Annotated in this window: 12 protein-coding genes and 1 tRNA gene; 7 read left to right on the forward strand and 6 right to left on the reverse strand. The window is 60.3% G+C overall.

From position 1 onward, the window contains the following. Positions 1-12 precede the first annotated feature (12 nt). Both iolE and X773_RS53380 read left to right on the forward strand, forming a co-directional pair. Positions 13-912 (forward strand): myo-inosose-2 dehydratase, encoded by a 900-nt coding sequence (gene iolE, locus X773_RS53375; protein ID WP_023676597.1) that lies wholly within the window; start codon positions 13-15, stop codon positions 910-912. A gap of 3 nt (positions 913-915) precedes the next feature. Continuing rightward, positions 916-1,749, forward strand: coding sequence for an SDR family oxidoreductase (locus X773_RS53380; protein ID WP_023676598.1), 834 nt, complete (start codon positions 916-918; stop codon positions 1,747-1,749). A gap of 61 nt (positions 1,750-1,810) precedes the next feature. Here X773_RS53380 and X773_RS53385 read toward each other — a convergent pair whose 3' ends face one another. Then, a complete protein-coding gene (locus tag X773_RS53385; RefSeq protein WP_245274693.1) occupies positions 1,811-2,686 on the reverse strand; it encodes a MurR/RpiR family transcriptional regulator in 876 nt (291 codons plus the stop codon). 346 nt (positions 2,687-3,032) lie between these two features. Between X773_RS53385 and X773_RS78100 the strand changes: the two genes are divergently transcribed. Further along, positions 3,033-3,140 carry a hypothetical protein gene (locus X773_RS78100; RefSeq protein ID WP_245274694.1) on the forward strand — a complete coding sequence of 36 codons (108 nt, stop codon included), beginning with the start codon at positions 3,033-3,035 and terminating at the stop codon, positions 3,138-3,140. A gap of 891 nt (positions 3,141-4,031) precedes the next feature. Here X773_RS78100 and X773_RS53390 read toward each other — a convergent pair. Beyond that, positions 4,032-4,982, reverse strand: coding sequence for a hypothetical protein (locus tag X773_RS53390; RefSeq protein ID WP_156937335.1), 951 nt, complete (start codon positions 4,980-4,982; stop codon positions 4,032-4,034). A 30-nt stretch (positions 4,983-5,012) separates the two neighbouring features. Here X773_RS53390 and X773_RS53395 point away from each other — a divergent pair, with 30 nt between their 5' ends. Then, positions 5,013-5,519, forward strand: coding sequence for an alpha/beta hydrolase (locus tag X773_RS53395; protein WP_156937336.1), 507 nt, complete (start codon positions 5,013-5,015; stop codon positions 5,517-5,519). 288 nt (positions 5,520-5,807) lie between these two features. Here the strand turns inward: X773_RS53395 and X773_RS53400 are convergent, their stop codons facing one another. Together X773_RS53400 and X773_RS53405 are read right to left on the reverse strand one after the other, a co-directional pair. Beyond that, on the reverse strand, positions 5,808-6,983 hold the full coding sequence (locus tag X773_RS53400) for an S-adenosylmethionine:tRNA ribosyltransferase-isomerase (RefSeq protein ID WP_023676604.1): 1,176 nt from the start codon (positions 6,981-6,983) through the stop codon (positions 5,808-5,810). Next, on the reverse strand, positions 6,980-7,702 hold the full coding sequence (locus tag X773_RS53405) for an SDR family oxidoreductase (RefSeq protein ID WP_023676605.1): 723 nt from the start codon (positions 7,700-7,702) through the stop codon (positions 6,980-6,982). The genes X773_RS53400 and X773_RS53405 overlap by 4 nt, the downstream gene beginning before the upstream one ends. A gap of 94 nt (positions 7,703-7,796) precedes the next feature. Between X773_RS53405 and soxR the strand changes: the two genes are divergently transcribed. Further along, positions 7,797-8,549, forward strand: coding sequence for a redox-sensitive transcriptional activator SoxR (gene soxR, locus X773_RS78105; RefSeq protein ID WP_245274695.1), 753 nt, complete (start codon positions 7,797-7,799; stop codon positions 8,547-8,549). Between the two features lie 531 nt (positions 8,550-9,080). Continuing rightward, positions 9,081-9,455, forward strand: coding sequence for a hypothetical protein (locus X773_RS76365; RefSeq protein WP_156937337.1), 375 nt, complete (start codon positions 9,081-9,083; stop codon positions 9,453-9,455). On the opposite strand, the gene X773_RS53420 is transcribed toward X773_RS76365, so the two are convergent. After that, entirely contained in the window at positions 9,415-10,797 is a 1,383-nt protein-coding gene (locus X773_RS53420; RefSeq protein ID WP_023676607.1) for a DUF6538 domain-containing protein, read from the reverse strand. The genes X773_RS76365 and X773_RS53420 overlap by 41 nt on opposite strands. 137 nt (positions 10,798-10,934) lie before the next feature. After that, positions 10,935-11,019, reverse strand: a tRNA-Leu gene (locus tag X773_RS53425). Positions 11,020-11,194: 175 nt separating this feature from the next. Between X773_RS53425 and lipB the strand changes: the two genes are divergently transcribed. Continuing rightward, on the forward strand, positions 11,195-11,938 hold the full coding sequence (gene lipB, locus X773_RS53430) for a lipoyl(octanoyl) transferase LipB (RefSeq protein ID WP_023676608.1): 744 nt from the start codon (positions 11,195-11,197) through the stop codon (positions 11,936-11,938). The last annotated feature ends 269 nt before the right edge of the window (positions 11,939-12,207 follow it).

Genomic DNA, 12,207 nt, shown 5'->3' on the forward strand with positions numbered 1-12,207 from the left:
TTGGAGATGACGATGAGAGCCAAGCTTGGCATCGCGCCGATCGCCTGGTGGAACGACGACCTTCCCGAACTGAGCGACGACGTCTCGCTGGAGGAGTGCCTGCGGCAGGCCCGTGAGGCCGGCTTCACCGGCATGGAGACTGGCCGCCGCTTCCCGATGGACGCGGCGGTGCTTGAGCCCATCCTGAGGCAGCATGCCATGAGCGTCTGTGGCGGCTGGTTCTCCGGCCGCTTGCTGGTCGGCAATATCGATGAAGAGAAGGACCGCATCGCCGCGCAGATGGAGTTGTTCAAGGCGACCAACGCGCCCTGCATCGTCTATGGCGAGACGGGTCGCACCATTCAGGGCGACCGCGGAACGCCGCTGGCTATGCGCCCGCGTCTCGACGACGATCAGATCAAGGCCTACGGCCGTAAGCTCACCACTTTCGGCGAATGGTGCGCGGGTCAGGGCATGCCGATTTGCTACCACCACCACATGGCCGCGCCGATCGAAAGCGAACAGGACGTCGATCTGCTGATGAAGCATTCCGGCGAGGGTCTGCCCCTGCTCTACGATGCCGGCCATATGGCCTTTGCCGGCGGCGACGTGCTGCGGGTGGTGGACAAGCACCACGCCCGCATTTCGCATGTACACACCAAGGACATCCGCCAAGCGGTCGTGGACGGGCTCGACCGCAGCCGGGAAAGTTTTCTCGACGCAGTGGTAAAGGGGGCCTTCACCGTACCCGGTGACGGCTCGCTCGACTTCGAGGCGATCGTGAAGCGGCTGGCCTCCTACGGTTACGAAGGCTGGTTCGTCGTTGAAGCCGAGCAGGATCCCGTCAAAAGTCCGCCACTCGAAATGGCGAAGATCGGGCATAAGGAATTGCGGCGCGTCATGGCCGCGGCTGGCTACACTGTGGAGAGCTGAAGTATGAATCGCATGGATGGAAAGGTCTGCGTTGTCACGGGTTCAACGCAGGGGTTGGGAGCGGCCATTGCGCGCCGGCTGGCGGAAGCCGGCGCTGCCGGTCTTGTCACTCTCGGCCGCAACGAGGCGAAGGGCCGTGCCGCGGCCGAGGCGATCACGCACGACACCGGCGTGCCTGTCCACTTTGTCAAGGCCGATCTCGGCAAAGTCGAGGATTGCCGAAGCGTGATGGCGGAGGCCGAGCGCGTTTATGGCAAGATACATGTGCTGGTGAACGCCGGTGCCCGCACGGACCGTGGCACCATCCTCGATACCTCGCCCGAACTTTTCGACGCCCTGTTCGCCGTCAACGTGCGCGGACCCTACTTCCTGATGCAGGAGGCCATCCGCCGCATGATCCGCGACGGCATTGAAGGCGCCATCTGCAACATCGGCTCGATCTCGGAACATGCCGGCCAGCCTTTCATCAACGTTTACTGTGCCACTAAGGCGGCGCTGGCGACGCTGACCCGCAACACGGCGTTTTCCGTCATGAAGAACCGCATCCGCGTCAACCAGCTGGATGTCGGCTGGATGGCGTCTGATAACGAGCGAGAATTGCAGGCGAGTGAGACGGGCGATCCCAATTGGGAAGCGAAAGCCGTTGCGAACCTGCCCTTCGGCCGGCTGGTCGATCCGGCCGAGGCCGCCCGCACCGTCAACTTCCTCGTTTCGGACGATGCCGGGCTCATGACAGGTGCGGTGGTGGATTACGACCAGACAGTCCTCGGTGCCGCATCCGGCCCCATGGCCGTGCCTGAAAAGGCGATGGCGCTCTCGCCTTCCGACACTGATTGAGAATCGACGGCCGGCGGTCCGAAAATGCTGCAATGAGGCCAGGTTTCGCGGTTCGCAGTCCCTACCGCTCGGTAACCGTTGGAATGCGGGGATCGACTGCGTTGTTCTGAAGCCTGGCCGCCAAGGCCACGGTCAAAGCCTGCGCAAGACACATAGGAGCCGCCAGCGAGCGCGAGAAAGTGTATTCGTGCTCCGGTACGGCGAACAGAACGCGCGCGCTCTTGGCCAATGGAGACAGCGTGCTGTCCGAGATCGCCACGATGGGTACACCTCTCCCCACGGCTTCTTCCACAACATTGACGACCTCGTTCGCATAGAAGCGGAACGACACCGCAAACAGCAGGTCCGTCTTCCGCATCGCGCGGGCCATATGCGTGGCCAGTCCGCCGCCCGGATCCAGGAGCACGCAGCGCTTACCTAGCATGGTCAGTATATAGCGAAGGAGTTCGACGACCGGTGCCGAGCGAAGTTGTCCCATCAGATAGATGACGTCGGCCTTCTCGAGCAGGCTAACGGCTTCTGCCAGATCCTCGGGTTGAAGATCGGTGAGCATCTCTTTCAGGGACGCGATGTCACGGACGACAAGGTCGTGCATCAATCCCATCTCGCTGCGATCTGTCCGCTCCCCCAGTTCCTTCTCCAACGCCTTGACGCGGGCTTCGAAGCCGGGAGCCGCGGTGGACAATCGTTTCTGGAAGAGGCTCTGCAGGTCCTTGAACCCTTCATACCCCAATGCTTGGGCAAATCGGACGAAGCTGGACGCGTGAACGCCGCTGCCTTCCCCGATCGAGTTCACCGATCGCACCGCGACGTCATTCGGATTTTGGGTGAGGTACAACGCAATCTTCTGGTACGACTTGCTCATCCCATCATACCGGTCGTGTATCACGCGGATGAGATCCTCATAGTCCTTGGGAGCCTCGACCTTCTCGTCCACGATGCACATCCTTGCAATTTTTGTTGCATGATGGCGTCTTTGAAGGTTTTTGACCAGCAGAGAGTTGTCAACTCTGTTATCGGGTCTGTTATCGGGCCACAAGTTGTGTGCGCACCGCGCGTCCGCGCACCAAGAGGGCTGCGACAGCTCCGTGCGAAGGAGAAGCGTCAGAGGAGCAGCGGTTTCGGACAGGCGTAGGAATAGAAGGCCGGAAAGTCGACCGCTCCACCGCCCGACCAAAAGGCTTCGCGGCGGCGAAGATCTTTGCCGACGCCGCCCACTACGACTTGGAGAATTCCTGCTGCCGTATGCGATCCGCAGAGTTACCGATCCGGAACCAAGCCTCATGGTCGTCCTGGAGAGCACATATCGCGCCGCCGCAGACCTCGCGGACTGGGATTCAGCCGGTCTCGAATGTGCATTCGGGCAACCTCTGCGACCACGGGCTCCGTAAGTGCCCTGTCGCGCCGACGTTCGCAACGGCAAGTCCGTCCTACGACCCTGAAAACATCATCGGCTGCGCTTCAGCGGTACTGCATTTGGTACTGCATCGCCAACTTAAACCCCCTTAAGCTTTGATTTTTATTAGCTTTTCCGGACAGTCCGTCCAGTCCATCATTGAAATCGACATGGATGTCCTGGCCGCGTCGCCGATTTCTCGCCATAGCTTCCATTCGAGCGATCGAACCGCTGCAAACGTTGCCATTCTCCGGAGATTAGCCAAGATCCGATTATGCCGCCTTCCGATTTGTGGCGCGATAGATGCCATAGCCGATCTTGATGAGCAGGCCCTCGTCACACATCCGGGCCAGATAGCAGCCGGAATTCCGATGTCCGTGAGATCGCGTGTTCGCACACTTGTCGCTCCCATGCGAGTGCGATCGCCCGTTTTTCTTGAGTGACGGTTTCGGCCCACCGGCCAAGAGGACGCGCTCCGCGCGCTCGCGGTCACGCTTGCGGATCTTGATGGTAGGCTGTGGCGTAGATTTGTAGATTGGAAAGGGATCGGCAGCTCATGCTTCGCAGTTTCGCTCAGCCCGGGGCCAAAGCCTTTTCTACGCTAAGGCGCGATTTTGCACGCCAGCGTGCGATTTCTCTCTGTCCCTCGATCCGCTTCGCTTCCACTTGAATGGTTGTAGCAGCCTAGTCCGGTTTCGATACGCCCGCGTTCATCTCTTGGCGGAAACTGCTCCTGCTCATGTAAAGATAGGCGCCGTAGAGCAGCATCCCAATCGCCGCAACAGGCTCTTCAAAGAGCCGAACCATTTGGTCAGCAAAACTCTCTCGTCAGTCATCGCTCAATGCCCCCACAGCGCCACCGTAATGAGCTCACCGCGCATAGCCTTCATTCACGGTTTGCTATTCGCAGCGCCCGAATCGAGGTGATTTTTTGCGCGATCTGGAATGGGTGCTCGCTCGTATTCATAGCAAGCCATTCGATCTTCTCCAGCTCGCGTTCTACTAGATGCAGATGCTCGTATCTCAGCATGCCATTCAGCAGCCCGAGTACGTCGCTGTAGCCGTACTGCTGGTTCCTTTCGAGCACCCGGTTCACGTACGAGCGCCGGAATATGTTGTCGACGAGAGCAGGCTTGAATTCATAGCGCTCGTATACCGTTTGGAGCGCGTCTTCGAGCCGGTTGAGCCGCCACAACGCGTATACGATGAGGTAAGACACGCCGTAATACTCGCGATCCCTATCGAGGCGGTCCAGCAAAAGTGACGGGAACTTCGCCAAGCGATCTTCGGGAAGCTTTGAGGCGTACTCAACGATCGCATCGCCAATCTCAGAGACGATCTTCGGCCCGCTCTCGACCACGATGTCCTGCCGCTCGGAAGCGCGGTCGGACGCCCACCAATCCTGGTAGATCGACTTTATCTTCGCGTTCCCCTTTACTGCCGAAATGGTCCCCAGCCCGCCATGCTGGCGACCGTGCCGCGCATAGCGCCCAATCTCCTCTTTCAGGAGCGACGCCAGAGCCTTCTCGTCTTGGTCAGCGATCTCTGCAATCGCCTCGGAGTTGAGTTTCGTCGTCTTGACGCGTTGGCGCTCGGGCTTGTAGTCGATGCCCCGTTTTCGCGTCCGATGCCCGTTGTGATCGACGAATGTGAAATCGTAGCGTTTCGTGGCCTTCAGGTGATGCTTCCTAGTGGGGACCATGAAGTGCGTGGAAATCGGGACCGTCGCCTTTGGCGGGATGACAGGTTCGCCATCGTGCGCCCTCGGCCCATCCACAATGAGATCGCCCTTGACACGTGGTCGGTCGATTTCAATGCGTCGAACGACGCTAAGCACCGCGAACTGTCATATGGTTAGCGCAGACACTTGATTGACCAATTAGGCCAATTGGCGATTGACAGTGCATTTGATAAATGCGCCGAACCTACGGCAATTAGCAATGCTAACGTTGACATCGCCCTGATGCAGCACCTTGGATTTGATCGCTTCGCAATCGCCGGGCACGATCGGGGAAGCCACACCGCCTTTCGGACTGCTATGGGTCATCCCTCCGCGGTGACACATCTCATCGTGCTCGATGGCGTTCCTATCCTCGAAGCGCTTGAACGATGTGATACACGCTTTGCAACCGCGTGGTGGCATTGGTTCTTCTTCGCCCAGCAAGAGAAGCCGGAGCGCGCTATCAATGCCGATCCCGATGCTTGGCATGGTGGCTCCGCCGAACAGATGGGCCCAGAGGCCTATGCCGATTACAGCGCGGCCGTTCACGATCCGCGGGTCATTCAGGGAATGATAGAAGATTATAGGGCAGGTATCACGATAGACCGTCTGCACGACGCGGAAGACCGAGAGGCGGGCCGCCGTATTGAATGATGGTTCTGTGGTCGCTGCGTGATGACCTTGAGCAGCTTTACGGCGATGTTCTCGAAGTTTGGCGACCGTGGACGGCGGCGAGACTGCAGGGGAAGGGCCTGGACTGTGGTCACCACATGGCTGAGGAAGCACCGGATGCGCTCGCGGCCGAAATCCTGCGATTCTTGGGACCCTGCTAGGCTCTGCCTGCCGTGGCACGTATCGAAGCATTGACGCCCGGCAAGCCATGTTGTCCGCTTCGCCCGCAATGCGGACCCAATGTGAGGGCTTCGGAACTTCGACTTTGGGTCAAATGCCGAATTTGGTCCGCTGTAACATAGCTCCGACTTCCTTGCGCGCCGAGCACGAAATACCACCGATCCTGCCGACATCATGGCACACCTCGAGTAAAGCCTTCGTCTCGAGCCCCTCGCCCCGATTTTGTTCGCGCGATAGAAGCGGCGGTTGGCGATTAAGCAGCATGGAATCGCCGAATTCATGCGCGCGGTAGCGGCAGGCGGCAAAGGCTGTGGAGGCCTTGGCGAGCAGAGCATCGTCGGCAAAGGCGCGCAGGAGCTCGAAATGGCTTTCGCCGGGCTGGTGGACGCCTGTAAAAATCGCATCGACCACGCGAAGCGGCGTGCCGCGCGCCATGCGCCCTGTCGCAATGCCTTTTCCGGCACGCACACCGCCATCGGAATTGGCGGCTGCCTCAAGGGCGCGCACTACGCTCGTGCCGATCGCGATGATGCGGCTGCCGCGGAGCTTCGCCCGCACGACCTGCGCTGCGGTGCGCTCGGGAATGCGGTAGGGCTCGTCGAAGGGAAGACGCGAATCGAGTGCGGGATCGCCGGTGGAAGAAACGCCGGCGGCATGCGTGAGCGTTGCGAAGCCAACGTCGCGCCGACGCCAGACCTGGAGCGTACGCCAGTCGAGCGCGAAGCCTGCCGATGGCGCCTCGAACGCGGCCGGCTCGGCGGCAATATTCGTCCAGACATCCCACAGTGCCAACGGCTCACGAACATGCGCGTATTGGATCGGTCGGCCGTGCTGCGCCAGTGCTGCAAGCACCGCTGCGCGGTTGCCTGGCAAACGCAGCTCAAGAAGGCGAGGATGGTCGAGAAGGCGCTCTACGACGGCGTTAAGCGGGCCGAGCCGGAGTCGATCGCCTGGTGACAGCGGAGGCGGAGGCGGCCGGTCTTCAGTGCGCGTGCCGTGATCGCCTGCACCGAAGGCAATCGCCAAGAAACGGGTTGGATCGGGAAACGACTGCCAGCCTGCCAGTCGGATCTCGATCGCCTCGTCGCTCGGGACATGCGTGCCGTGCAAGCTGGCAGGCAAGGTCGCGGCGTCATTGGCGACGACCAGATCGCCGGGACCGAATAGCGTCTTGATTCCAGCGCCCGGCAGGTCGCGCGTCGTGCCGTCCGCCTCGAGGACCAACAGCCTGGCAGCGCGCCGGTCGGGACGGTCGGCGGCAATCATGTATTTGCCCCGGCGTGAAGCGTAGCACGGACCTGCAACGCGTCGAGCATCTTTTCGATGATCTCGGCAGCGGACAGCTCGGGGCGTTTCAATGTAGACGGATCGGCGTCAGGAAGCGCCAGCGCGTGCAATGGGGTGTCCATATCACCGGGGTCTAGCGCGAAGAGCCGTATGCCGTGAGCCTTCGCCTCCTCGTCCCAAATCGCCGTCAGATGAGCAAGAGCAGCCTTGCTCGTGCCGTAGGCGCCCCAGCCGGGATAGGCGTTCACCGCCGCATCGCTGGAGATGTTGATCACCAGCGCGCCACGGCCCCCGCGTGCGGACGCGGCAAGTGCACCGAACAGGGCCTTCGTCAGCCGGAACGCGCCGACCAGGTTGACCGCGAGCGCCACTTCCAGTTCCTCGCACTCAGTATCGGCGAGGAGCGCCAGAGGGACAGGGCCGAGGCTCGAGGCATTGTTGATCAGGACGTCGAGCCCGCCGAGGCTCGCAGTTACCTGTAGCGCGATCGAGTAGGTGTCCTCCTTCTTGCCGACGTCGCCGACAATGCCGTGCGCGCCCGTCTCGTCAGCGATGCGTTCGACATTCGCGGCGGTGCGAGCGACGAAGGCCACGCACGCACCCGGCGCGGTCAGCTGCCGCACAAGCGCCATTCCGAGCCCGGAGGTGCCGCCCGTAACCGCCACGCGAAGTCCCTGAAGATCAATATTCGACTGCATTGCCGGTGCTCCTTCAAGCTTTATGGCGCCTTCTACAAGTTCAAGTTAACTTGAAGTCAAGCGGGAATCGTGCTTTCGTTCATGCATGGATTCCATGCTGACCATCGCCGACGTGTCGCGGCGTAGCGGCGTCGCCTCATCGGCCCTGCGCTTCTACGAGGAGCGCGGGCTGATCGCGTCCGAGCGGGCCGGCTCGGGACACAGACGCTATCCGCGATCCGTGCTGCGCCGGATCGCCTTCATCGTCTTCGCGCAGCGAATTGGGCTGACGCTCGAGGAGATCGGCGCCGAGCTCGCCAAGTTGCCAGCCGATCGCGTGCCGTCGCGTCGGGATTGGTCGCGGTTGTCGGGCCAGTGGACCAAGCGCATCGACCAGCGCATCGCCGAGTTGCAGCGCCTGAGGTCGGGGCTTACCGAGTGCATCGGTTGCGGCTGCCTGTCGATCGACCGGTGTAGCCTTGCNCCGATATGGCAGGACGCAAGGGGCCGGGGCCGAGGTATTGGCTGGGGTGAGTTGGCAGCCAAGTGCGAGACGCTGCGGACCGGTAACGTTCAGCGGCGGTATCGTTTGTCGCTGACTTTCTCCATCCACTCGACGGCGTTGCCATCAATTGCTTGCGCCGTCCTGCCAGACGGTTCGTTCCTTCTAAAGATGCGGCTGCATTTCTGCGGGCCAAGCGAAATAAGGAAATACGTCGAACTGCTCCGGGTGCGGCAGTCATCAACCTCTTCAGCCCCCCGAAACGCTGAGCATTGGAGCCGTTGCGCGTTGCCACAGGCTGATCGGATTGATCCGGCGGTTGGCGATACCTTTCTTGCGGCAACGAAGGACGAAAACGGTGTCTAGGCCATCGGTAATGGTAGCCTGTTCAAAATTTCGCCAATCGTTGGCTGATCGCCCGCACGGTACTGCATTCGGACAGCATGACCCAAGACTTTACATTAAGTATTCGAATTTGTTCGCTTTCGGCGCAGTTGGTCCCGCCCATCATTGAACCGACACGAATCTCATAACCGATTTCCTGCCAAGCGATCGCCGTGTGAAGCTTGTCAAACTCACCCCAAAGGTGCCGCAATATCGAGGAATGCTAATGATAAGGTAATCATAAGCGACCTCCCGAGATACTCGCGCTCCCACGCACTGATCCGGATCAGCTGATTGCCTCTCCTCAGGTAATTATAGCCCACCAAATCCGGCATTGCCTGCGTCCTCCGATCGGTTTGGTCGGATCGGATGAGGCATTCCGGCCCGCCGACAGCCTGCGGATCGATTCGGTCTCGTGTCCGGTTCAAGGGCATCGACCCGTCTGAGTCCGCTCAGCAATTCATGTGGCCGGATGTGGCTAGCTGCATCTGACAGTGCAGAGTTGCCGCAAGCGTGTTTTCCGATTTCTACGTCGAAGTATCGCCGCTGCACGATGCGGGAGGCAAACCGCTTTTCTCACCTGCGCCTGCTGCCATTATCTCGTCTGTGTCATCGCCGAACAGGAAACAGACGGGACAGACAATGACCTGTGTTCTGCCACAGGTAAGCACTGTTCCTGAGCCCGTGACCTTAGACAGAATTGACCGCGCTCTGGATACGCTCGCCCTAGCTATCCACAAGGCTGGCAACAAAGGACGAGCGTATCTCCCGATTTACGAGCGTCTTGAACGGGAGAAGAAGAAATTGATTGCAGAGATGGGCGCAATGCTGCGCATCCAGGAACGGCTCAAACGATCTCGGGATCGAAAGGCAAAGCAATTTTTTTGAGTTCGTCTCGTCGCCATTGCAACGATCCGCCCGTACCATACTCTACACGCTCTATCGTATGGCCCATCAAGATTTTGCGAAGCTCGCTGTCGATACCTGCCTCCTTCATACGATCCTCGAAACTGTGCCGGAGGGAATAAATCTTGTGCTTCGGTGTCGGGAAAAGTTTGTGTGTTTTAAAGAATTTATTGAGGTTTGCAGAAAGCGCCTCTTCACGATTGCGGTAGCGCGGAAAGCCCTGCGGATTTTTCTTAAAAACTTCCAGCGCGACGCCTACCAGCGGTACATCTCGCACTGACCATTCGGTCTTGATCTCGCGCGGATCATCGGCGTCCTCTCGTGGGGTAATGCGAATATACGGAACCGGCGTGTCAAGGAAGATCACGGTCTCATCAAGATTGCATATCTCGCTTGGGCGTGTGCCTGTCTCGATCAGCGCCAGAACGCAGCGACGCGCTTGAGCATCCAGGGATGCTAAAGCGCCCGGCCTCATGATCTGATCGGTTATCCATTTGGGTTCGAATGACGGCCGTTTACGACGGCGCTTGCCACGCTCCGAAAAGCGGAGGTCATCGAATGGGGTGCCTTTTTGTTCCTCGCCCAAATGAGCGAAATAACGCCTGTAGAGATCCCGCATGTTGCCGAGGTCTCGATTGCCGGCAGACGCCGAATGTGTCGCGGCTCCGATGTCTGGCGGCGGCGCGATGCGCTTGAGCCAGAACCGGTAGAAGGTCAGTCCGTCTTCACGCGTGACGTCGCCGATCGGCTTGTCACCAACCAGGGCAACGAAATTGTTTACGGCTCTCTGCTTTACCTTCTTCCACATTCGGCGCTGCGACTGGCTCTTACCCGCGACTTCATGGGCCATGATCTCATCGGCGTAGAGATCAAAAGCTTTGGAGACTTTGACCGGCGGCACCTGCACCCCGCCGAGGAGAGCGTCGGCGACCGCGGGGGCCGCTTGAACGCGCTCCAGCGCCTCGACACGCTTTAAAATTGAATCGACATTCTGAAAGCCTGCCACCTGTCCATTTGAAAGGTAGGAAACGCCCATGGCTTCAGCCCGGCGAACGGCGTCGCGATACTGATCGAGTGCTGACCTTGTCTCGCCGCCGCAAAGAAGCACCGCCCACAGGGTCTTGTCCGCGTCTTCGAGCTTGTCGCGCATGGCACGTGCGAGGCGGCGTTCGTCCGTTCCCAGGGACTTGCGAATGAACCTGCCGCGATCGTCGATGCCGACCATCTTGGCGGGCATTCGCCGATGATAATAGAAAATTCCGTCGCGCTGGACGAGGTAGCGATCCGGGTCTCTGGCGGGCTCTGCGACGGCCTCTTTTCGCATGGGCCAAACTCGCGATGTATCTCAGTTTGTATCCCAAATTGTATCGCATTTCGGCAAGAACGCCAAGCGCCCTCATCAACGGGTGCTCTGCCGGACTGGAGTTTCAATGGCTTAGATGGCCAAGTTCACGAATTTGATGGTGCGGTCGAGAAGACTCGAACTTCCACGGGTTGCCCCACAGCGACCTCAACGCTGCGCGTCTACCAATTCCGCCACGACCGCACGTGGTAGGAGCCGGAACCAACCGGCCCGCGGCGTGTAGCAAATCGTTTCCGGTGAAACAAGTGCGCGGCCAGCAATAATCGGCCGGACATCGGCATAACTCTTCAAGGGCCGAACGTGCCGGAACTGGACGTTTGTACCGATTGCCGCCATATGAGTGGCGAGACGAGATATCATGACAGAACGCAGCCAGATCGCCACGTCGTTCCTGCCCTTGCCCGGCTCGGCGCCGGTCGAATGGCGCATCGAGCCCGGGCTCACCGCCTATCCCGATGCGCTCGCCGTGATGGAGGCGCGCGCCGAGGCAATCCGCAGCGGCGCCGCCGGCGAGATGGTCTGGCTGGTCGAGCACCCGCCGCTCTACACCGCCGGCACCAGCGCCCGCATCGAGGACCTGATCGAGCCGGACCGTTTCCCGGTCTTTGCCGCCGGGCGTGGCGGCGAATACACCTATCATGGGCCGGGCCAGCGAGTCGCCTACGTCATGCTCGACCTGAAGCGGCGGCGCGAGGATGTCCGCGCCTTCGTCGCCGCACTCGAACAATGGATCATCGGCTCGCTGGCCGCCTTCAACGTACGCGGCGAACGCCGCGAGGACCGCGTCGGCGTCTGGGTGGTTCGGCCGGACCGCCCCGCTTTGCCCGACGGCTCGGCGGCCGAGGACAAGATCGCCGCCATCGGCATCAGGCTGAGGCGCTGGGTGAGCTTTCACGGCATCGCCATCAATGTCGAGCCGGACCTTAGCCATTTCAGCGGCATCGTGCCGTGCGGCGTCCAGCATCACGGCGTCACCAGCCTTGTCGACCTCGGCCTTCCCGTGACCATGGCCGACCTCGACCTGGCGCTGAAATCCGCTTTCGAGGACGTGTTCGGGCCCGCCGCGGTGTCGCCTGTCGAAGTGTCCCGCAAGGCCGGCTGAAACACTCGCCCAATGCCTGCGCCAATATGCGAAGGCGGCCCTCGCTCATCAGCATCGAGCCCGCCCTTGAGCTCAATCCTCACATCGCGCCGATCCAGATTGCCATGGAAATGAGGAACGTGCTCATGCACACCAGCGAGACGACATCCTGAACAAGATCGGTCATAACTCTCTCCTGTTGTTAGTATGTTCGTATTTTGTTCTAATTTTGTTCGAATGTCAACGATCGCAGTCCGGGCGTCACCCGAATTGCGCTCGGTCATTTCGAC

This window comes from Mesorhizobium sp. LSJC280B00, from assembly GCF_000502835.1.
GTDB lineage: Bacteria > Pseudomonadota > Alphaproteobacteria > Rhizobiales > Rhizobiaceae > Mesorhizobium.

What these genes read in the sequence shown, in the direction of transcription:
- lipB (WP_023676608.1), top strand. Translation starts at nt 11,195, where the DNA reads ATGACAGAACGCAGCCAGATCGCCACGTCGTTCCTGCCCTTGCCCGGC.
- X773_RS53420 (WP_023676607.1), bottom strand. Translation starts at nt 10,797, where the DNA reads ATGCGAAAAGAGGCCGTCGCAGAGCCCGCCAGAGACCCGGATCGCTAC.
- X773_RS78100 (WP_245274694.1), top strand. Translation starts at nt 3,033, where the DNA reads ATGGTCGTCCTGGAGAGCACATATCGCGCCGCCGCAGACCTCGCGGAC.
- X773_RS53405 (WP_023676605.1), bottom strand. Translation starts at nt 7,702, where the DNA reads ATGCAGTCGAATATTGATCTTCAGGGACTTCGCGTGGCGGTTACGGGC.
- iolE (WP_023676597.1), top strand. Translation starts at nt 13, where the DNA reads ATGAGAGCCAAGCTTGGCATCGCGCCGATCGCCTGGTGGAACGACGAC.
- X773_RS53380 (WP_023676598.1), top strand. Translation starts at nt 916, where the DNA reads ATGAATCGCATGGATGGAAAGGTCTGCGTTGTCACGGGTTCAACGCAG.
- X773_RS53400 (WP_023676604.1), bottom strand. Translation starts at nt 6,983, where the DNA reads ATGATTGCCGCCGACCGTCCCGACCGGCGCGCTGCCAGGCTGTTGGTC.